Origin of the sequence: Zooshikella harenae (assembly GCF_018837975.1) — a bacterium.
Taxonomy (GTDB): Bacteria; Pseudomonadota; Gammaproteobacteria; order Pseudomonadales; family Zooshikellaceae; genus Zooshikella; species Zooshikella harenae.
On record NZ_JAGSOY010000023.1, the window covers coordinates 14,054 to 34,125 of the forward strand.

Consider the following 20,072-nt stretch of genomic DNA (forward strand, 5'->3'; position numbering starts at 1 on the left):
TGGAGCAAATATTTTATGAGTTTCTTACTAGAAACAACTACTGTAGGTCTTCTTAATAAATTTTTAGAAGGAACATTGTTTGAGCACAAACTAATCGCAAATAATATTGCAAATATTGATACTCAAGGCTACAAAGCACAAACTATTAAGACCAATAATAAGTTCACAGCGCTTATCGATAGCCTAGAGAATACTCAGTCATCAGCAAGTACGATTAATAGAGTTAAAGACTGGGTTCCGGAACATAATATACAAACAGACTCTACTGCTAACAAAATAGAGCTTGAAAAAGAACTTGCAAAATTGTCTAAAAATGTCATTCATTATCAAGCGATTCTTTCTGCCAAAAGTAAACTAAACAATATGCTAACCCTGGCAATTAAGGAAGGTAAGTCATAATGGATAGCTTCTCCTTAAGCGAAATAGGAATGTCACTACAAAAGCAACAATTAAACCTTATTGCACAGAACGTTGCACATGCAAATACTGTCGGCAAGCCAGGAGAAGCCTATAGGGCATTGGAGTTAGTAGTAAGTAAACCATCGCAACCATTTAACGTAGGCCAAGCGCAAATAAAAGAAATAAAAGCACAACCTATAAGAACATTTGATCCAAACCATCCATTAGCTAATAATGATGGTTTTGTTGAACGGCCAAATATTAATATGGCTGATCAAATGATGAAAATGATGATGGCAACACGTGCTTATGAAGCGAACTTAAGTGTTTTTAATGCTAGTAAAAAAATGGCACAACTTGTATTAGAAAGGTAGTATGTGAATATTGAAGCAATAGAAGCGATTAACAGCCTCAGTCATAGTCAACGTCATCAAGCTAAAACAGCGAGTAGCTTTGATACTATTATGGGACAAATTAGCACACTAGATCAGCAATACAAGACAGCTGAATCAAGTGCACTAAATATGGCCTCAGGTGAAATCGAAAACCTGCATCAAGTTATGCAACAGCTGGATAAAGCAACTCGTAATCTGAACTTGGCAATTCAAGTCAGAAACAAATGTATTGAAGGGTTGCAAGAAATAATGCGTTTACAAGTTTAAATTAATGAACAATTTTATGAATATCTGGCATAGTATCAGCCAAAAACATCGAACATCATTTATTATAATTCTATTAGCTGTTGTTTTACTTACAGCTATATCTATTTTTTTCTTATTTTCTCATAACTATACTCTGCTCTTTAGTAACTTATCTCAGCAAGAACAGAGCCTAATTGTTAAAGAACTTAATAGATCAAATATTGATTATACCATTGATGATCAGAGTAATTTATATGTTGACCCTAACCAGCTACATAAAGCCCGCTTAGCTATTGCTAATAGTGGACTAGAACAAAATCAGCTGCCGGGGCTTGAACTTTTCGATCAAGCAGACTACGGAATCTCTAAGTTTGCACAAAAAATTAACTATCAACGTGCTCTTCAAGGTGAGCTTGTTCGAACTATTAATACACTTTCAGAAGTTAAATTTTCAAGAGTACATATAGTATTACCAGAAACCAGTGCATTTAGGGTCAATTCTTCTAAAGCGAAAGCATCAGTCACCTTGGCGCTGTATCCAGGAAAAAAACTAAATGCTCGACAAATAGAAGGTTTACGTACTCTTGTAGCATCCGCTGTTCCAACTTTATCGACTAATCAAGTAATGATTATAGATCAAAATGGACAACAGCTATCAACTGATTCTAATAAATACTCTGCTTTCAGCTCAATTAATCAAAAAAGAGATTTAGAGCAGTTTTACCAAAAGAAAGTCGAACGTTTATTAAATAGAGTCGTCGAAAATAATCAGTACACTGTAAATATAGATATTGAATTAAATCAAGTAAGTGAGTCAATTCATCAAGAGCGATCTATCCCAGTCAGTGAAAATGGACAAGCCATTATTAAGCAGGCTATAGAAGATAAAAAATATCATTTTTCAAATGACAAACAAAGTGATATGAAGTTAACAGAAAGGCTTACAGATGAACATATAAGAAAAGAGTTTGTTTTTTCAAAAGAAACAAGAACGAAAAAACAACCTGCAGGTACTATAAAGTCTATTACTGTTGCAGTATTACTTTCATCGAATTTAGATACTACCGCACAAAACAAGCTTACAGACCTAATTTCAAAATCAGTAGGTTTACAGACAAATCGGGGTGATAGTATTTCAGTGAGTGTTATTCCTGCAATTCATCTGTCAGAATCCCAAAGTAATATAAAACAAGATAGTTCTCTGCTTAATGTTGACGAGCCTAGTTCTGAAACTACGTTTGTTCAAGCGGTACTAAACAACGTTATTGAAAAAAAACAATCACTATCTATTATCTTTTCGGTAATAGGTATTATTTTATTCTTTATAGTTTTACTTAATATTAGAAGAAATTCGCCTAAGCGACTATCAAATAACGAAAGACAACAATTACTCCTTGATATAAAAGATTGGCTAAAGGTTGATTCAAATGAACACTGAACTGCCTTCTGAAAAAATTGTTGCTCTAAAGTTAGCACAATTAAGCTGGGTTGATCGCTACTGGATATTGTCTAGGCTTAATAAAAAACAACGCACTCGAATTAAGTCTATTCTTAAAGTTATTAAAAAGTCACAATTTTCTAAGCTATCATTTAATGAAACGAATGAGCTGATAAATCAAGCTACATATACTTTGAATGATAGCACTAATCGCTTGAGTAATGATAACGGTTCTACAAATGTTAGTAATGAAACATTTGAAGGCTTACCACCCTTTTTATATAACTATACTATTAATAAAGTTTATAATAATGATAATGCTGATTCTGTCAAAAAAATGACTGAACATACGCAAACAGCACTAAATAAAATCATCGAGGATATGTTAGAGCAATCTGAGGTATCTTCATGACCAAAATAATTCGTGATGAAGTTATAAAAAAATTAGATAGCGATAAATATGAATTGCTTGACAACAAGCAAATTTCTTTAGCGGATCACAATAAAAAAATAAGTGAACTCAATAAATTTGTTGATCAGCTGAAAAATGAAAATACAATTCTACATAACAAGCTTAGTGATCTACAAAAAGAGTTATCAGAATCATCTGCAAATCATTATCAAAGTGCAAAGCAAGAAGGATACAAAGCAGGTTTTAATGAAGGCTTAGAAAAATCCAAACAAGAATTCACTGATCTCAATGATACTTTAAGCGAATGCTGTATTTTATTTAAAGATAAAATGCTTAAAGATATCGAAAATCATAAATATGCTCTGTTCACTATGCTTCAATTTTCATTATCCAAAATTTTGGGTAAAGCTTATAGTAAATCAGAAACAATTGTTTCATTAATTACTGAAGCTGTAGAAACTGTTGACAGTCAACATGAACTAATCGTGTATCTGCACAAGTATGATTACAACAGAGTTAAACACTATTCTTCAGAAATACAAGCAAAAGTTAAACCAATTAAATTGTCATTTGCTACTGATGATTCATTAAAAACAGGAGGCTGTATTTTAAAGAGTCAATATCAAGGCTGGGATGCTCAGCTAAGCAATCAATTAACTAACTTGCTCGAAAGTATTTCTTTTTTATTCAATGACAAGTAGAAATGCTAACTAATCTGGTAGAACAATTTGAATCAGTAATAGCAAGGACTTCAATAATAACCCCCATTGGCCTTGTTTCTCAAGCACGTGGCTATGCTATTGAAAGCGATGGTCCTGACGCCGCTATGGGTGAATTATGTACTATAACAAGTCATAATCAACAACCTATTTCTGCTCAGGTCATTGGGTTTAATAATGGTAAACTCACATTAATGCCTTTTGGACAAACAACAGGTATCCGCTTAGGTAGCCGCGTGACCGCTCAAGGTACATTTCCATCAATAATAGTCAGCGATTCATTGATTGGTTGTACTATAAATGGGGCAGGTGAGCCTCTTGATAAATCAACTAAAGTTGAGATAGGAAGTAACAAAAGTCTTGAAGGCTCATCTCAGAATCCTTTAAACCGTAAGCTCATTAATGAACGACTTGAAACAGGCCTTCCCTTAATTGACATTTTTTTACCGCTTGGCAAAGGACAACGTATTGGCTTATTTGCGGGTAGTGGTGTTGGAAAAAGTACTTTACTCGGTAAAATCACACAAACTCAACTTGCAGATATTATTGTTATTGCATTAATTGGCGAGCGGGGCCGTGAAGTCAATGAGTTTATCTATCACACCTTAACAGAAGAACAACGTAAACGTGCAATTATTGTAGTAGCCACTGCTGATGAGCCACCTATAATGAAAATTATGGCTGCAAATGCTGCAATGTCTATAGCAGAATACTTTTGTGCTAAAGGCAAAGATGTCCTACTTGCAATGGACTCTATTACCCGACTAGCCATGGCTCAAAGGGAATTAGGTCTTATAGTCGGTGAACCTCCAACGTCTAGAGGCTATACACCTTCATCCTTTGCAACTATTGCAAAATTAGCTGAACGTGCAGGTAACTTTAAAGAACAGGGCACAATTACCAGTATATTTAGTGTACTCGTTGAAGGTGATGATCATAATGAACCTGTTGCAGATCATGTTCGCTCAATTCTGGATGGTCATATTGTTCTTTCAAGAGAGATTGCAAATAAAAACCTTCACCCTTCAATTAACCTTTTGCAAAGTGTTAGTCGACTATATACTAGATTAACTTCTGATTATGAACAGACTCTCATAAACCGTCTTAGAAAATATTTGGCTGAATACAACCAAATTAGCGAAATGATAGAGCTTGGTGCTTATGAAAAAGGTAAGAATCCTGAGCATGACCAAATTATATCGCTATACAAAAAGCTAGAACCAGTATTATACACAGATAAATATGCTCAAAGGTCAAATGTACTTAAAATGATTAGTAATTGGCTATAATACGACTATCACTATAAATGAAGCTGACGTCTAAAAAGAAACTAGTATTTATAAAGTACTTACTTTTAAAGTGCTCAGAACGAATTCAAAGTTATACAAAGCTACTTGAAAACCTTTCGAAACTGTTAAAATCTAATAATAAACAACTTAAAATTAATCAAGATCAAATTACTTCATTGGAAAAGATGCTAGATAATATATTAACAAATCCTGATTATTATCAAGCAGATAAGCACGAACGACTACTCGGTTACCATTATAAGCTTTCTAACGATCAAAAGCAGCTTCTATCAATCAATGAGCAAATCAATAAAGACTATATGTCTAACCAACAAGTATTAAGTAAAGAGTTACATATCAAAACAAAGCTAAATGAAAAGCTTTCAAATTATATGAGAGATGCTAGAGCTTATCTTGAGTTTAAAGATACAGAAGAAAACTTAGAGCTTTACATTACTCAATCCTTTTACGTAAGTGAATAACCGTGAAAACAGCAATACCTAACAGTATCAACTTGCTTAAGCTCTGTGATTCAACCTCTCAAGAAAAGAATAAAAAGCAGAAAGTACTTCAACAGTGGGAAGAGACTTTACAGTTTGTCAATAAATCTAGTGTAATCCAACAAAATAGTCATCTATCAAGAAATACTTATGATAACAAGAATATAAAATTAAGTGATAACAGAGCATATGTAGAGGGTAAAAGAGTCAATTACCATATCGATGGTGACTCAGTCGTTAGGAAAACTCAGATGCATCTTTCACTATCTAATAGTCATATAGATTGGTATAATAGCAGGCTACAAAATCTTGCAATAGATAGCAAAGTTTCAGCAGGTTCATCGACAGTAAATGATTCAGATGTATTAGTTTCAAAAAACAAATCAAAAGCGATGACAAAGCTTTCTGAAACAATGTCGAAACTATTACCCGTTGAAAGTGCAAAACTTTTATACAGCAGTGACGGTAAGTTAAAACTGTATATAAGAAACTATGTATCTCATGAGTCTTTAGACAAAAAGAAACTTTTATCAAAGATTAGATCTTTGTGTAGTGAGTTCAATATAAAGGTTGATGCCATTATGATCAATGGTATTAATATGGCTTTATCCCCATAACAACGTATATAAAGTTAATACTGGCAGTACTCATACTATGACTATTGATGCAGTAGGACAAATTAACTCAACCAACCAGACTGTACAAAATAATACAATCAGTGTTGAAGAGTTTCTTAATGTCTTTATTACTCAACTAAATTATCAAGATCCATTAAACCCTGTCGATAACCGAGAGTTTATGGCTCAAATGGCCCAGTTTTCTCAACTTGAGCTTGAGCGGTCATCACGAGATACACTTAGTGAGCTTGCTCAGCTTACAGCAAACTCTCAATCTATCGGGTTAATAGGAAAAACTGTTGAGGCTGTCTTTGACAATCAAAAACATGTAGGCGAAGTGACTACTTTGCGCTTTGTACAAAATACACCATTACTCACAATAAAGAAGGAAGATGGTGAACTTGTACCAGATATCAAACCCTCAATGATTTCAATCGTCCGATGATAGTCGTCCAATGTCAACTTTAAGTATTCTTTATAAAAGCTTTTCTGGATTACAAAGCTTTTCTCATTCATTAAACAACCTCAGCCATAATGTAGCTAATATAAACACTCCAGGCTTTAAAGGCACCTCTGTTCACTTTCGTGATATGTTATCTGACCAAAACAACGGTGGAGGTGTCCATTATACAGGAGAAACTTTAAAGCTCACTCAAGGGGATATAAGTCGTACTGGCCAAGATACTCATCTAGCGATTGATGGTAAAGGCTGGTTCGTTCTTACTGATGGTGAACATCAATACTACACTCGAGCTGGTCAATTTGAATTTGATCAGTGGCAGCTGGTCGATAAGTCAACAGGATATAAAGTATTAGGAATACATAATGGAAGTATTCAAAACTTTGATCTTAACGATTATAATATCAGTTCACCACAGTCAACAACAAGCATTCAGCTTAAAGGTAACTTAAATGCAGGTGCTGCTACAGGCACAAAAGTTCCTGCTGAAGGAGAAGATAAACTAGAAGCCGTTTATTTTAATAAACTTGGTGAGAAGCATACACTTTATTTTAACTTTACCAAAAAAACTGGAAATGAGTGGAGTGTAGAAGTAAAAAAATCAGATACTGAAACGCTCGCAACTCATACTATAAAGTTTAATGGTAATGGTTCACCTCATGAAGATAGCTCAGACTTATCAGTTAAAATTGATGATAACCAATCAATTAAACTAAATATTGGAAAATCTGGTAATTTTTCTAATTTAACAGGTTATTCTTCAGCAAATTCAAATGTAACCTTAAATGCTGAAGATGGAAGAACAGCAGGGCAAGTTAAAAGTCTATCCTTTGACCATACAGGTAAGTTGACTGTTGAATATACGAACAGTGACAAACAAGACACATTACATATACTGCTAGCTAATTTACCAAATGATCAGTACTTAAAATCTGTTGGTAATAGCATGTTTGTCTACCAAGAAAGTTCTGAAATCGTATATGGCCATGGAGGCCAAAATATGTTCGGAACGATAAAAGGTGGCTCTATAGAAAAGTCAAATGTCAATATGTCACATGAATTTTCAGAAATCATTATAGTACAACGTGGTTATCAAGCAAGCTCGCAAGTACTGAGTGTAACGAATAAAATGATCGAAGAACTTTATAATACTGCTAGAGGAAAATAACCTTGATTTATCCTCTAACACTTTATAGCAAAGAACATTTATTTTCTTTGGTAAGTCACTTTAACTCTCTCTATTCAAAGTGGGTTAAAAAGTGGTTTATTTCTTGTGATGCCTCATTAGCAGTAGATATACCATCAGAAAGCTTATCTTTTGACACAAAAAACAAAATACAGAATGAATTAAACATTCCTTTTTATGGTTTTTCAAATTGGGATAAGGTTTTGTACTCTACCCTTTTTGATAAAAATTTTTCTGATGAGCAGCTAAAACATTCAATTTGCTACTCTGTTCTTAATGAGTGTATCTTAGATCTACTTGATATTTTCGAAATTAAATCCATTTCTAGTCTTAATTCAGACCAATCAACAATACTCAAATTCGGTAGTGGATGGATAATTGTTAAGCTTTTTATTTCAAGCAGCAATTATTTTTCCTTATTGCTTCCTTCTTCATTCATCAAACCAATTTTACAGATACCTGAAGTTACAAAGAGTAATAAAAAACTAACAAATAGACTCAATACAATATCAGATAAAACGATAACACTAAAAGCAACGTGCGAGCCAATTTCTTTAACTTTACGAGAGCTAAATAGCCTACGCATAGGTGATGTGATCTCACTAAACAATAGCTCACAAAATAACCTTTTCTTAAAGTCAACTGATAGTAAAGAAATTTTTAATTGTAAACCCTGTAGCGATAAACAAAACAAAGCAGTCTATATTACTGATAAAGCTGTAAAGTTTTAAGGCATTAAATTATGAAGCATGAGTCTATCGATTTAACTGAAGTTAACTATACTGATAATGATATTCCTTCACCAAAAGAAACTCTTTTTAATAAAATTCAACCATCTATTATCGAAAACCTAAATATATCAATTGAAGCAGAACTAGGCTCAACTGAAATGTCAGTATCTGATTTTTTTAATTTAAAAAAAAATGATGTTGTTATACTTAATACATTAATAGACCAACCTTTAGATCTTAAGGTAAATGGACAGACTATAGCAACTGGTGAGCTTGTCGTTGTTAATAATAACTATGGCATTCGCATTACTCATATACTCGAGAATAATATATGAAAAAATTACACATCATAATTTTCATATATTTTTTGTCTGTAGCATTTTCTTCATGTGCAGACAATAAAAAAATTAATAGCGATGATCTTATTTTTAAAAATGAATCAGTAATTCCAAATTATAAGTTTACATCTTACAGTTTAACTATCGGGATTATATTAGTATTAACATGTATTGCAGTTTATTTTAAAACCAATTTAAGTTTAAAAAAAAACAATCAAAATAATTTTGACTTTAAAATAATAAGTCAAAAAAAATTAGATCCCAAAAATACAGTAACTATTATAAAGATTGAAAATCAACATTTTGTTATTTCTCATAATAATAATTACAGCCAGATAGTACCACTAGCCTCACCTCAATCTACAAGTGATAATATATCATGAATAAAAAGATTTTTATTTTTTTAATCTTTTTATTAGTTGTTCCTACAGCTAACTGCTCAGAATTAGTTAATCTTTCTGGTTTATCTATTGGTCTTGATAATATTGACAATGATCTTTCATCTCCACTTCAAATACTTTTATTACTAACTATTTTAAGCTTAGCACCCGCTTTGTTGATGATGTTAACTTCTTTTACAAGAATTATCATTGTATTGTCAATGCTGCGCCATGCTTTAGGTCTACAACAAACTCCACCAAATAATGTTTTAATAGCGCTAGCATTATTCTTGACATTTTATACCATGCAACCTGTTTGGCAAGAGATAGATAATCAAGCACTACAACCTCTAAATAATGGCGAAATTACAACAATTCAAGCTGCACAACTAGCTTCTCAACCTATAAAACAATTTCTTCTTAAACATACTAGAGAACAAGACCTAACAATGATTCTTGATCTTTCAGGGAAAGAAATACCAAATTCTACAGAAAAAATTGAGCTTATCTCGTTAATACCTGCTTTTTTACTAAGTGAACTACAAACTGCTTTTCAAATAGGTTTTATTATATTCCTTCCTTTTTTACTTATTGACCTATTAATTTCAAGTACATTAATGTCTGTTGGTATGATAATGTTACCACCAATGATGATATCTTTACCAATTAAACTATTAATTTTTGTATTAATTGATGGTTGGTCTTTAATAACTTATGCTCTAGTTGGTAGCTTTTTTTAGTGGCTTTAGTCAATTTTTATGCCAGCTAAAGACCTAGAAAATGTTGATAATATTTGGCAGAATTATAAGCAAGATGCTTGTAATGAATCTTTTCGAAAACTCGTTAATATTTATAGTTTCCTTGTATATAAAATTGCAAATATTTATTTTAAAAAAGTTTTTATTTCAGGTATATCACTCGACGATTGCATTCAGTATGGTTTTATCGGTCTTATCGAAAGTATAAAAAAATTTAATTTAGATAAAGGATCAAATTTCGATATTTATGCGTCTTTAAGAATAAAAGGTTCAATCCTAAACTCAGCACATACTTTTTCTGAGTATTCAAACTATTATCATTGGAAAAGAAAGCTTGAGAACCAACACAATAATGCAATATCAAAATCAATGATCAAATTAGATATTGAAACCATTATTAATATTACAGTAGATTTGGGGATAACTTATTTTCTATCAAATGAGTTTGAAAACTTTATATTATTAAATGATACTAATACACTTAATAAAAATAAGATTGACACTCCATTAGCAATATCAATATATCGTACTATAGATTCTCTAGATGAAATACTAAAAAAAATTGTTATTCAACACTATTTGCTTGATGAGTCCTTTCAAGAAATAGCAGATGGGTTAAAATACTCTAAAGCAAGAGTTTCACAGTTGCATAATAAAGCAATTACTGAAATTCGCTTAAAATTTTCATCATCAGATAAATGCACCCTAATTTAATTCATAGCTTATAAATTATGTATAAGCTTTCTTAATTCTATAAAACTGCTTTGGTTATTAATTATATCATAAAGTGTTTGAGAAACTCTGTTAACCATATCTTCTGAAACATTTTCAGCACCTAACTTGTCTAGTAGTAATATTGAAACAAGCTTATTACAGAGTTCTCTATCTGATAAATCATTTATATTCGTTTTTGAAAACGTTGATGCTAATACGTCATGTACCGAATCCTCTTGCTTATTTATACTTGATAAGCTACTGGCCTTGCCTGATTTTTTCTTGTTTAATTTAGATAGTATACTAGCGATACTATCTAATTTGTTATCAATTTTCATTGTCGTTTTGTTGATATTTAGATATAAATATTTTATTTATTGCGCTATCTTTATTTGATCTATCCTCTAATTCACTTTCATTATCTTCATGAATAATTTCAGGCACTTCATTTTCATTATTTTCTTCTAATGATTGTATTATATTATATATATCATCATTTAATGGATTATTTTCTTTATTAACGTCTATTCCTTCCTTTAATTTTTTTATGCCTATAGCTGTATTTCCTTCCTGAATATGTAAAAGTCCTTCTGAAAACATTCGTAAATAGTTAGTTGCATTACTATCTTTTAGTTCAGACCAAACTTTGACCGCTTCTTCAATATTAGCTATAGTCAAGTATAATAAACTCAACTGAAACTTTGCAATCCATAGACTTGGGTCTTTCTCTAAAGCAAGCGTCATTTCTTCAATTGCATATTGGTATAATCCAATCTCAGCATGTTCTGCTGCTAACATATAATAATAAATTGCACGTTCTTCTTGTTGAATACATTCTTTCAATAGTGTTATTGATTGTGCATGATCTCCTTGCTCACTTGCAGAGAGTGCACAATGAAATAACTCATCAAGATTTAAATTTTCAGTAAACTTCATCTATAATTCTCGCCTTTACAGTTAAAGGGATTCTATTCTATTATGTGTTAACTTTCAAAACATTATATACAAGCTATTTCTAATACTGCATTTTAGCTCAAATTTTATACCAATTACTCAAACATTGTTTAATATCATTAAAACTCGGAGGATGCTTTAAACAGGCATTAATTACACCAGCATTAATAAAGTTACTTTGCTTTTCATTATCCAGACATGCAGAACAAAGAATAATTTTAATATGGAACAAGGTAGTATCTCTTCTCACATATTTACAAAAGTCAATACCATTCTTAATCGGTAACTCTCTCAATTCACGATCACGGTATAGTTGTTTTTGTAATTTTTCAATTGTTTTTCTATTATAAAGAGGCATGCACCAGTCAGTAATAACAAGATCAAATTTAAAAAACTTATTCCGTAACCAAAATAACCCAATATTTCCATTCTCACATACAGTAACATTTGTAATACCGAGACTACTCAGTATATTTTTAATCTCATTTTGATATTCTTCTTGATCATCGATAACTAGTACAGATAGCTTGTTTGCATTCATAAAAATATATTGTAATACGGAAACTTATCTCGAACGCCAGCAAATTTTGGCAGGTAAAATATATTGCGTTTTACTTATTTCTTCACCATTCAGCATATTTTTTACCAGTATATACACTGTTTGTGCAAGTGAAGTACAATCTTGTGCGATTGAATCAATTTCAATAGGTAAACAATCAAGTATATGATAATCATCAAACGTTGCAATTCGTATATCACAGTTTAATAACTGATGATCACGGAGATAACGTAAAACACCTTCTAGTAAAATATAGGATGCAGTAAATAAGCAAGAAGGTGGTCGTCCCAATTCTTTCATACATTCAGCCATCATTTTATAGCCTGAATGAGACTGATAATCAGCATGTTTTATCCAGTTAGGCTTAAGTACTAAGTTTGCCTGTTGTAACCCAAGTTTATAACCTTTTAATCTTTGTTTACTTGGTGAGAGCTCTAACTGACCACCAAAGAAGTAGCATTCTTGGTTATCGCTTGATAGTAATTGGCTAACAACTTTTGCAGTAGCATTACATGCGTCGGTACAAACTAGTGGTAGGATAGAATTGCCTATTTGTCTATCTAACTGTATGACTGGTAATTGATGTGTCAGCTTTACGTAAAATTGATCATCGATCATCGCTGAACCAACAATAAGAGCATCAACTTGACGCTCAACCAAATGCTCAACTACTTTTTTTTCTAGTGCTTGACTATCTTCTGAACAAGCTATCAGCAACTGTAAACCATCTTCACGACAGTGTTTTTCAAGCTCTTTGGCAATTGATGCAAAACCAAAGTTAGTCAAGTCAGGTATAACCAGACCAACAGTATAACTTCGTTTTGACTGTAACGAGCGGGCATGGATACTAGGACGATAGTTGTACTCCTCAACTACTTCCAGCACTCTTTTTCGAGTTGTTTCGCTAATTCTAAGTGATTCAGACTTACCATTAAGAATGAAACTAACTGTAGACTTTGATACTCCAGCTTTTTTTGCTATTTCAGCCAGTGTTATACGTTTTTTCTCTTTCACAACCCACCTAGTCAATCCAACGTAGGTTTACTATTTTATAACACATTACTTTAATAAACGAATATAAAATGGCTGAATCAGCGGCCACCTCTAAAATCCTTCGCTGCGAGTGTACTTATGCAGCCTTATCATGCACTCCGATCTTCTAGTAAGATAACTCCCAATAAGTAAGGTGTATAACTTCACTCCCTTCAAATGTAATATAGAACGATTCATTGCAAGGAGAGAAAAAACGACTACTCATCACTGCTTCACCATTATTAATAAATAGCTCTATACTCGAATGATCAAGTAATATTTGTAGTATTTCGATACTTCCTTGCCAAGAACGAGACTCCCATAAATTTGTGCGCCAATTTTTCCTTTTTAAGGTGACTTCAGTGTTATCAACATGTATTAAAACAATATCAGATAAGTTTATTTGGCAGTTAATCCCTCCTTCCACTATCATTTCTGCACACCTTAATTGTAAAGAGGGGATATCATTGGCAATTGAAATTATTTTTGTTTCATTTTTACGTAAGACCTCCAGTTCTTTTACAGGTTGTTGATATAACTTATTATTTTTCAAGGTTAACACCCTTGGACAAGTCATTTGGTGAACCCATCCATTTTTTATTGTAGGATGATAACTTTCATTCTCATCAGGTAGCCCCATCCACCCTATTAATATTCTTCTACCATATTCATCTTCCATTGTTTGAGGAGCATAGAAATCAAACCCTAAATCAAACTCTTGAAAAGCGCCATGTTGATAACTTTTAGTATGATAGTTGAGTGCACCAATGACATAACCGGCCTGAAATAAGTTTGCAAAATGTTCATTCTCTTTCTCCAATCCTTGAGGGCAAAATAATAATATATCTTTTCCCTCCAAATTAAACAGATCTGGACATTCCCACATATAACCAAACTTACCAAATCCATTATGACCTGAACCAGCTAACTCACCTAAAAACTGCCAGTTTGTGAGATCATTTGAGCGATACCAAATCACTTTACCTTGTTTATAGATATCTTGTGCACCTAGCACAACATAAAAGTACCCTTCATGTAGCCATACTTTTGGATCTCGTACATGACCCGTATACCCATTAGGAGCAGAAATTACGGGACCTAGCTTTTGAACATCACCATCATCTTTTAACGTTGCAAGACATTGGTATGATGTTCGCCCTCCTTTAAACTTCACATTACCTGTATAAAATAATGTTACCTGGTCATTAACAACTATTGCGGATCCAGAATAACAACCATGTGATTCATATTCTTCTTCAGGAATTAACGCAGGAAAATAGTGGTTCCATGAAACCAAATCGTTTGAGGTCATATGCCCCCAAACTTTCATTCCATGTCTGCATGAAAGAGGATTCCACTGATAAAATAGATGATAATTTCCCTTATGATGAATTAATCCATTAGGATCATTAAGTAAACCCGTAGGTGCAGAAACATGCCATTGAGGCCGATAATAATCAGCCCCAACAGTGCACGAATTATTTAATAGTTTAGTAATGAGATTTTGGTAAAACTCTTCTTTTTTATACATTTTCAGTGCTATATTTCAATGTGTAAGAAATAATAAATGAGATAATAAAGGCTATTACCATGCCAATAATGTAATGTATGAGTGTTTTAGGTTGAACAATGGCCATACCAGGTAAACCTGTTAAGCCAACGGCTGTCATACCCACTTTACTAAATACAACATAACCACCACCACAGGCTCCACCCACAAGCGCAGCAAAAAAAGGTTTAACAAAACGTAGATTAATTCCAAATATTGCAGCTTCAGTAATCCCTAATAATGATGATACGGCTGAAGGCACTGCAATTGATTTTATTTTTTCATTCGTTGTTTTAAAGTAAACAGCTAGACAAGCACCGCCTTGAGCTACATTTGACATAGCCCAAATAGGTAACAAGAAATTTATACCAATTTCTGGATTTGTCAGTAAGCCAGCTTCAATAGCGTGAAAACTATGGTGTATTCCCGTAATAACTATTGCTGAATAGCTACCACCAAACAGTATACCTGCAAACCAGCCTACATGGGTATAAAGTACATTAAGTACCCATGATATGCCATCTCCTAAGGCTCTACCTGCTGGGCCAATAAATATCATGGCAACAAAGCCTGTAAGTACCACCGTTATAAAAGGAGTTAAAATAATATCTAATGCATTTGGTACGACTCGGCGTATATTTTTTTCCACAATACTCATAAACCAGGTCGCTAACACAACAGGAAAAACTGTTCCCTGATAACCAATCATAGCAATATCAAAATTAAAAAGTTGCATAGTTTCAAATCCACCAGCAACACTCCAAGCATTAGTTAAAGCTGGATGAGTTAAAATACCTCCCAATGTTGCACCCAAATAAGGATTTCCTCCAAACTCTTCTGCTGCAGTAAAACCGATCAAAATAGGTAAAATAATAAAAGCAGATGAGCTAAAAATATCGAGTAAAATAAATAAAGTGCTTCCTGAATCAACAAGATTATAGGTACGTAATGTTCCCAATAATCCCATTAATAAACCAGATGCAACAATTGCTGGAATAATGGGAACAAATATATTTGAAAGCGTTCGAGCACAACGCTGTATGATATTTTGCTTTTGAGATGCAATAGAATTTACTTCAGTTTTACTCCGTTGCTCTATTTGAGTCACTCGCATAAACTCATCATATACTTCATTAACCAGTCCTGTACCAAAGATAATTTGAAGCTGGCCCGCATTCGCAAAACATCCTTTTACATTATCTAGCTGATCTATTGCGACTTTATCTCCTTTTCTATCATCATGAAGTACCAATCTTAAACGTGTTGCACAATGCGTTGCACTTGCAATATTTTCTACGCCACCTAATAATAGGATTAAGCTTTTTACAACCTCAGCAGTATTCATCAGGCTACTCCTATCAGTCTGAAGTCGATTTTATTTACTATCGGGCACCTCTAAAGATGCACTATCAGTAGATAATTTGTTTATTAGTGTTTCTCTTGTTGGAAGTGCTGTCATTGCCCCTTTTGCTGAAATAGCTAATCTGCCACAAGAATTAGCCCATGCCATTGCTTTATTTATTGTTGTCTCAGTAAACCAATTATTTTCTTGGACAAGTACTGCTAATAAACCACCCACAAATGCATCACCAGCACCTGTTGTATCAACAGCTTTAGCTGCTTTTCCTTTGTATAGCACCGGCTCTTTATTTTTAACTGAGAGCAAAGCTCCTTGTTTGCCTTGTGTTATCACTACGAGAGGTATAGTAAATGGTTTCAACTTATCCAAAGCTGTTTTGAGATCACTTGTTTCTGTCAGCCAAAGTAACTCCTCTTCAGAAAATTTCACCAGATCAACAGCGAAAAGCACTCGCTTCACTACATCTCTCATTTCTTCCGGATGTAACCAAACTTCAGAGCGCAAGTTTGGATCAAAAGAAACAAACCCATCTGCATTTTGCATAGTCTGTATCGCCTTAAATGCTGTCGAACGACTTGGCTCATTAGCAAATGCATTTGAACAACAATGCAACCACTCACCTTTTGAAAAATGTGGTAGATCCCCAACCTGAAGAAATTGATCAGCGCTCGGCTTCACCATAAAGGTGAAAGTTCTATCCCCAGCCTTATCTAAGTTGATAATGACCGTAGAGGTACGATGAGTGATATCAAAAGTAAGGTATTTTATATTAACCCTTTCCTTTTCCAGAATTGTTTTCAAATATTCCCCAAGAGGGTCCTGTCCTACTCGACCGATAAAACTGCTCCTGCTTCCTAAGCGAGAAACAGCCACTGCTACATTAGCAGGGGCACCGCCAGGGCACTTGAGATATCTATCTCTGCCATCTGGAATGAGATCAACGACAGCATCTCCTAATACCCATATCTGGTTACTCATTAACACTCCCATGATGAAACCAAAGTAAATCAAGCATACTAAAACGGTTTAGCTTCGCAACAGTATTATGCTTAATCGATTAAGTTTTGTGAAGAGGAATTCAGATTTAAACTATATTTGATTGTTCTAATATTTAATGGTATCACTTTTGCTATGTTGAACTACATTCCTTGCAGTTCCTTATTATTCACAAAAACAGTAGAAAAATTTTATAAATCGATACAGTTAGATAAGGGATTGTCTGTATCACATGCTAACTGATCGCTAATGAGTGAAAAATTTATTAATGAATTTTTTTTGCATTGAATAGCAACTATACGTTGGTGATCTTTAATTTTGAAAACGTCAATGCCTGACATGTTTTCTTTATATCCATCTCCTTCATATCTATTATATATACTATAAATAAAGTCATTATTTTGGAATAAAATAGCGCTATATTCAGTTTGATACCTAAAATAATTAGAGTACTTAAAATATGATAATGTATTACTTTCTTTATTTGGAAAGATCATTTCTATTTTAGATTTTTTACCAAATCTGTATTGCAATTTATTTTTTCAAAACACAGAGAAGCTATTTTTTCTTTTAAAATAGTACAGCTGAAAATTTTAATTTCGCTTTCGTTACACAAGCTTTCTGAAGCTATTAGCTTAACGGAACAAAGGGACACAACAAGTAATAGAAATGCTGTAATACAACCTTTGTACATAGTTATAGCAAACCGAAGAAAACAAATATTACCAATAAGGCTTTGCACCTTCTCCCCACCAACGTCTACCAGGTCTTTTATCAGTATGAATAAACTGTTTATAAAAACCAAAAGTACTAAATCCAGCTTGCTGTAAGGCTTGATATACTTTTTTCCTAGCAATGCTCGTTACGTCGATATCAAAGGCAATTTTTAAGTGTTCACTATTTACAGCACCACTAACTTCTTCATTATGCTTAACACATCGATGCGCACTATTAAGCCCAAAAGTTTTGTCTGCAATATCTATCGCTTTTTGTAACATATTTAATGACTTACTACAGTGATAGTACTCCCCACAACATTTACAGGCTAAATGCTCAATTGAAATATCCAACCAAGGCCATTCACCTTTAAAATCATTGTAGTGTTTGTATAACCCATCGGATTGGCCATCCCCATACTGGGCGTTATTACTTTTATTGGCAGCAACACCACCCATACTACCAACGCCTGAAGTACTTTGGGTGCTAGTACTTTCTGTGGATACTTCTTCTGTAATGGTGTCTGACTTATGTTTGTTCCACCAGCTAGCCACATCAAAACAAGGACACGCTTTGCTCACACCAGGAAAGTCCCGATGACCAAGGACTTCAGCTAGAGGAAAGCGATCCACTAATTTATGCACTATATAATTAAGCGTACTAAATTGCTTCTGTGTATAAGTACTTGCAGGTTTTCCATTTCTCAACCCACCTATCAAACAAATACCAATACTGTTTTTATTATGACCTTTGACATGGGCACCTGCTATTTTTATAGAGCGGCCTTTATCTAAGGTTCCATCAAGACAAATAACATAATGATAACCAATATCCTGCCAACCATTATCTCTGACATGCCAACGTTTAATATCAGCAGCTCGGAATGCTTTACCTTCTTCAGTCGCACTACAGTGAATAACAATATGCGTTACTTTTCTTCCAAACTCTTCTTCACTGGCATTTTGTTTTTGTTCATCATTTTGGTTGTTTGAAGCAGAAGTCTGAGATTGTTGGCCTTCACCTGGAATATTGATTTCATCGCCAGGGTGAATAACATCTGGATTTACGATTTGGGGATTGGCTTTGATTAGCGCTGCTAAAGAAACACCAAGACGCTTAGCAATATCCCAAAGAGTATCTCCTGAAGCTACTTTATATGCCCCATTGGCTATTGACACACCACCACCGGCACCACTACCAACAGTGATTGTTGGAGAACCTGAAATAATGACACCACCGTGAACCGTCTTACTCCCCACATGTGCAATAGGTTGACCATTTACCAATATATTTGGAATCCCTTCAACGATAGTGTCATCACAAGCTGTTTTGTCACCCATTCGAGCAACAGGAATACCATTGAAAAAAACATTGGGTGAACCCGTACTAATAGCATTGGGCTTGTGGTCATCACACGCATTTGTATCACCGACACGCGCTACGGGTTTACCAGACATAACACTTCCTATTCTTACATCACAGTAGCTTTTAAAAACTATTATGGTTAACGATTTTCTCTAGGGATCTTCTCTTTTGATATCTACTCTTAAACTTAAAGCATTATTTATTGAGTTTTCACACTTTGCAGTAGGTATAATTTGTAAAGAGATAATCTTATAAAATTTAGATACTTATAAATGAAAAGTTTTGTATTATTGTGAGCTTAATTCACTCACGAACAAATTACTTTTGTCTTACTAATGAATATATTTTGATTATGCGTTCGCTTGAAGACCTTTTACGTTTAAATAAGACCATAAGAGTTGTAGGATTTGATGACGCACCTTTTCAGAAAGAACGTGGCTGTCCTGTTAATATCTCAGGAATAGTTTGTGCAAAAACACGTTTTGAAGGCATGCTTTGGGGAGAAGCAACGAAGGATGGGTTAGATTCAACACAAGTCTTAACCAAAATGCTTACCAACAGTAAATTTTATCCACAAACACATGTTGTACTAACTGATGGTATAGCAATAGGCGGTTTCAATATTATCGACTTACCCTTATTGAGCAAAAGTTTACAGCGACCATGTATCGCTATTATGCGCAAACTTCCTGATTTAGAACGTATTGATAAAGCACTTCAAGTCTTCTCAGATTATCAATTACGAAAAAAGATACTTCAGAGGGCAGGTAAAATTTATGCACATGATAAACTTTATTTCCAAGTAGCAGGCTGCTCATCTATGACTGCAACTAAAGTCATAGATAAGCTTATTGATCAAGGAAACATACCAGAAGTTTTACGAATAGCTCACTTAATTGGTGCTGCAGTAAAAACTGGTCAAAGTTCCAGTAGAGCTTAAGATATGATAATTAAATAG

General features: G+C 33.6%; 25 protein-coding genes. 17 read left to right on the forward strand and 8 right to left on the reverse strand.

The window, feature by feature from the left end; genetic code table 11:
* Positions 1 to 15 precede the first annotated feature (15 nt).
* From KCG35_RS11355 to KCG35_RS11430, 16 genes are read left to right on the forward strand one after another with little or no spacing between them, the layout of a single operon-like run.
* The gene (locus KCG35_RS11355; RefSeq protein ID WP_215819815.1) at positions 16 to 399 is read left to right on the forward strand and encodes a flagellar basal body rod protein FlgB; all 384 of its coding nucleotides are present in this window, start codon (positions 16 to 18) and stop codon (positions 397 to 399) included.
* A complete protein-coding gene (locus KCG35_RS11360) occupies positions 399 to 773 on the forward strand; it encodes a flagellar basal body rod protein FlgC (protein WP_215819816.1) in 375 nt (124 codons plus the stop codon). The genes KCG35_RS11355 and KCG35_RS11360 overlap by 1 nt, the downstream gene beginning before the upstream one ends.
* Positions 774 to 776: 3 nt before the next feature.
* Positions 777 to 1,061, forward strand: a complete 285-nt coding sequence (gene fliE, locus KCG35_RS11365; RefSeq protein ID WP_215819817.1) for a flagellar hook-basal body complex protein FliE — start codon at positions 777 to 779, stop codon at positions 1,059 to 1,061.
* A gap of 16 nt (positions 1,062 to 1,077) precedes the next feature.
* Positions 1,078 to 2,478 (forward strand): flagellar basal-body MS-ring/collar protein FliF, encoded by a 1,401-nt coding sequence (gene fliF / locus KCG35_RS11370; protein WP_215819818.1) that lies wholly within the window; start codon positions 1,078 to 1,080, stop codon positions 2,476 to 2,478.
* A complete protein-coding gene (locus tag KCG35_RS11375; RefSeq protein WP_215819819.1) occupies positions 2,468 to 2,890 on the forward strand; it encodes a hypothetical protein in 423 nt (140 codons plus the stop codon). The genes fliF and KCG35_RS11375 overlap by 11 nt, the downstream gene beginning before the upstream one ends.
* The gene (locus tag KCG35_RS11380; RefSeq protein WP_215819820.1) at positions 2,887 to 3,591 is read left to right on the forward strand and encodes a FliH/SctL family protein; all 705 of its coding nucleotides are present in this window, start codon (positions 2,887 to 2,889) and stop codon (positions 3,589 to 3,591) included. The genes KCG35_RS11375 and KCG35_RS11380 overlap by 4 nt, the downstream gene beginning before the upstream one ends.
* Positions 3,592 to 3,593: 2 nt before the next feature.
* Positions 3,594 to 4,898: a FliI/YscN family ATPase gene (locus KCG35_RS11385; RefSeq protein ID WP_215819821.1), complete on the forward strand. Its 1,305-nt coding sequence runs from the start codon at positions 3,594 to 3,596 to the stop codon at positions 4,896 to 4,898.
* A gap of 17 nt (positions 4,899 to 4,915) precedes the next feature.
* Complete coding sequence (locus tag KCG35_RS11390) at positions 4,916 to 5,380, forward strand: hypothetical protein (RefSeq protein WP_215819822.1); 465 nt, start codon at positions 4,916 to 4,918, stop codon at positions 5,378 to 5,380.
* A gap of 2 nt (positions 5,381 to 5,382) precedes the next feature.
* Positions 5,383 to 6,015 (forward strand): hypothetical protein, encoded by a 633-nt coding sequence (locus tag KCG35_RS11395; RefSeq protein WP_215819823.1) that lies wholly within the window; start codon positions 5,383 to 5,385, stop codon positions 6,013 to 6,015.
* 37 nt (positions 6,016 to 6,052) lie between these two features.
* Positions 6,053 to 6,460, forward strand: a complete 408-nt coding sequence (locus KCG35_RS11400) for a flagellar hook assembly protein FlgD (protein WP_215819824.1) — start codon at positions 6,053 to 6,055, stop codon at positions 6,458 to 6,460.
* Positions 6,461 to 6,470: 10 nt separating this feature from the next.
* Complete coding sequence (locus KCG35_RS11405) at positions 6,471 to 7,643, forward strand: flagellar hook-basal body complex protein (RefSeq protein WP_215819825.1); 1,173 nt, start codon at positions 6,471 to 6,473, stop codon at positions 7,641 to 7,643.
* A gap of 2 nt (positions 7,644 to 7,645) precedes the next feature.
* Positions 7,646 to 8,392 carry a FliM/FliN family flagellar motor switch protein gene (locus KCG35_RS11410; protein WP_215819826.1) on the forward strand — a complete coding sequence of 249 codons (747 nt, stop codon included), beginning with the start codon at positions 7,646 to 7,648 and terminating at the stop codon, positions 8,390 to 8,392.
* A gap of 11 nt (positions 8,393 to 8,403) precedes the next feature.
* Complete coding sequence (locus KCG35_RS11415; protein WP_215819827.1) at positions 8,404 to 8,727, forward strand: FliM/FliN family flagellar motor switch protein; 324 nt, start codon at positions 8,404 to 8,406, stop codon at positions 8,725 to 8,727.
* Complete coding sequence (locus KCG35_RS11420) at positions 8,724 to 9,113, forward strand: hypothetical protein (RefSeq protein WP_215819828.1); 390 nt, start codon at positions 8,724 to 8,726, stop codon at positions 9,111 to 9,113. Before KCG35_RS11415 ends, KCG35_RS11420 begins: the two co-directional genes overlap by 4 nt.
* The gene (gene fliP / locus KCG35_RS11425) at positions 9,110 to 9,850 is read left to right on the forward strand and encodes a flagellar type III secretion system pore protein FliP (RefSeq protein WP_215819829.1); all 741 of its coding nucleotides are present in this window, start codon (positions 9,110 to 9,112) and stop codon (positions 9,848 to 9,850) included. Before KCG35_RS11420 ends, fliP begins: the two co-directional genes overlap by 4 nt.
* Positions 9,851 to 9,868: 18 nt before the next feature.
* Positions 9,869 to 10,582 carry a sigma-70 family RNA polymerase sigma factor gene (locus KCG35_RS11430; RefSeq protein ID WP_215819830.1) on the forward strand — a complete coding sequence of 238 codons (714 nt, stop codon included), beginning with the start codon at positions 9,869 to 9,871 and terminating at the stop codon, positions 10,580 to 10,582.
* An 8-nt stretch (positions 10,583 to 10,590) separates the two neighbouring features.
* Here the strand turns inward: KCG35_RS11430 and KCG35_RS11435 are convergent, their stop codons facing one another.
* From KCG35_RS11435 to KCG35_RS11470, 8 genes are all read right to left on the reverse strand, one after another.
* A complete protein-coding gene (locus tag KCG35_RS11435; RefSeq protein WP_215819831.1) occupies positions 10,591 to 10,920 on the reverse strand; it encodes a hypothetical protein in 330 nt (109 codons plus the stop codon).
* Positions 10,910 to 11,518: a tetratricopeptide repeat protein gene (locus KCG35_RS11440; RefSeq protein WP_215819832.1), complete on the reverse strand. Its 609-nt coding sequence runs from the start codon at positions 11,516 to 11,518 to the stop codon at positions 10,910 to 10,912. The genes KCG35_RS11435 and KCG35_RS11440 overlap by 11 nt, the downstream gene beginning before the upstream one ends.
* Positions 11,519 to 11,615: 97 nt before the next feature.
* Positions 11,616 to 12,077, reverse strand: coding sequence for a response regulator (locus KCG35_RS11445; protein WP_215819833.1), 462 nt, complete (start codon positions 12,075 to 12,077; stop codon positions 11,616 to 11,618).
* A gap of 24 nt (positions 12,078 to 12,101) precedes the next feature.
* Positions 12,102 to 13,109 (reverse strand): LacI family DNA-binding transcriptional regulator, encoded by a 1,008-nt coding sequence (locus KCG35_RS11450; protein WP_215819834.1) that lies wholly within the window; start codon positions 13,107 to 13,109, stop codon positions 12,102 to 12,104.
* Between the two features lie 145 nt (positions 13,110 to 13,254).
* Positions 13,255 to 14,658: a sucrose-6-phosphate hydrolase gene (locus tag KCG35_RS11455; RefSeq protein WP_215819835.1), complete on the reverse strand. Its 1,404-nt coding sequence runs from the start codon at positions 14,656 to 14,658 to the stop codon at positions 13,255 to 13,257.
* Positions 14,651 to 16,021 carry a sucrose-specific PTS transporter subunit IIBC gene (locus KCG35_RS11460; protein WP_215819836.1) on the reverse strand — a complete coding sequence of 457 codons (1,371 nt, stop codon included), beginning with the start codon at positions 16,019 to 16,021 and terminating at the stop codon, positions 14,651 to 14,653. Before KCG35_RS11460 ends, KCG35_RS11455 begins: the two co-directional genes overlap by 8 nt.
* 30 nt (positions 16,022 to 16,051) lie before the next feature.
* The gene (locus KCG35_RS11465) at positions 16,052 to 17,014 is read right to left on the reverse strand and encodes a PfkB family carbohydrate kinase (RefSeq protein WP_215819837.1); all 963 of its coding nucleotides are present in this window, start codon (positions 17,012 to 17,014) and stop codon (positions 16,052 to 16,054) included.
* 740 nt (positions 17,015 to 17,754) lie between these two features.
* A complete protein-coding gene (locus tag KCG35_RS11470) occupies positions 17,755 to 19,206 on the reverse strand; it encodes a PAAR domain-containing protein (RefSeq protein WP_215819838.1) in 1,452 nt (483 codons plus the stop codon).
* Between the two features lie 260 nt (positions 19,207 to 19,466).
* Here KCG35_RS11470 and KCG35_RS11475 point away from each other — a divergent pair, with 260 nt between their 5' ends.
* Positions 19,467 to 20,054 carry an endonuclease dU gene (locus tag KCG35_RS11475; protein ID WP_215819839.1) on the forward strand — a complete coding sequence of 196 codons (588 nt, stop codon included), beginning with the start codon at positions 19,467 to 19,469 and terminating at the stop codon, positions 20,052 to 20,054.
* The last annotated feature ends 18 nt before the right edge of the window (positions 20,055 to 20,072 follow it).